A 1,315-nucleotide genomic window follows, 5' to 3' on the forward strand; every position below is an offset into this window, starting at 1 on the left:
AATGAGCCTGTAAATAATTTTGTGTAACTGCTTTTCAATCAGTACCCTATTAGGGTCAATGGAAGGTAGCACATGAATAAACAAGAATTAGAAGCTTTCGCTAAACAAGCAGCCAAAGGCATAAAGTCTGAAGCAGACCTAAATGATTTCAGGGCAATGTTAACTAAAGTTACCGTTGAAGCAGCTTTAAATGCTGAACTTGAACATCATTTAGGTTATCAAAAAAATGAGAAAGCCCTCACTAACAATAGCCGTAATGGTTACTCCAGCAAAAAAGTCAAAACGGAAGAAGGTAGCTTTGAGTTAGACACGCCTCGCGACCGTAATGGCAGTTTTGAACCTGAAATTGTTAAGAAGCATCAAAGCCGCTTCACATCAATGGATGACAAGATTTTACATCTGTATGCCAAAGGTATGACGACACGCGATATTGTCGATACTTTTGATGAGATGTATGGTGCTGAAATCTCTCCTACGCTCATTTCTAGAGTGACGAACTCAGTTATAGACCAGGTTATAGAGTGGCAGTCGCGTCCACTTGAGCCTGTTTACCCCATCGTTTTTCTAGACTGTATCGTGGTTAAAATAAGGGAAAACAATAAGGTCATCAACAAAGCGATTTTCTTAGCCCTTGGCGTCAACCTTGAAGGTCACAAAGAGCTGCTTGGGATGTGGATAGCGGAGAATGAAGGCGCCAAGTTTTGGCTCAATGTGTTGACTGAACTTCAAAACAGAGGACTCAATGATATCCTCATCGCCTGCATCGATGGCTTAAAAGGCTTTCCTGATGCCATTAATACCGTATATCCGAAAACACAAATTCAGCTCTGTATAGTGCATATGGTACGAAACTCGATGAAATTTGTGCCGTATAAGGATTACAAAGTCGTTGCTGCTGACTTAAAGAAGATTTACCACTCAGTGACGGAAGAAGAAGCCTTGCTGAACTTAGCGCGTTTTGGCGAGCAATGGGATGACAAATATCCGAGTATCTCAGCCTCTTGGCAGCGAAATTGGGCTAATCTCAATACACTATTTAACTACCCTGAAGATATCCGAAAAGCAATCTACACCACCAACGCCATTGAATCATTGAACAGTGTTATCAGAAAAGCCATCAAGAACCGCAAACTGTTTCCTAATGATGACTCTGCGAAGAAGGTTGTTTACTTGGCTATTATGCAAGCATCGAAGAAATGGACAATGCCGATTAGAAACTGGAAACCGGCACTGAATCGCTTTATTATTGAATTTGAAGAACGAATTTCAGATTATATATAAATTAGGTAGTTACACAGAATCTGTTACAGGGTCA

The 1,315-nt window shown here is 40.6% G+C and carries 1 protein-coding gene; it reads left to right on the plus strand.

All coding sequences use genetic code 11. The features are described 5' to 3' along the window. The first annotated feature begins 72 nt into the window (after nucleotides 1-72). Nucleotides 73-1,281 (plus strand): IS256 family transposase, encoded by a 1,209-nt coding sequence (locus tag AAEY94_RS20585; protein WP_350979894.1) that lies wholly within the window; start codon nucleotides 73-75, stop codon nucleotides 1,279-1,281. Nucleotides 1,282-1,315 lie beyond the last annotated feature (34 nt).

This window comes from Shewanella sp. AC34-MNA-CIBAN-0136 (assembly GCF_040309945.1).
Classification (GTDB): domain Bacteria; phylum Pseudomonadota; class Gammaproteobacteria; order Enterobacterales; family Shewanellaceae; genus Shewanella.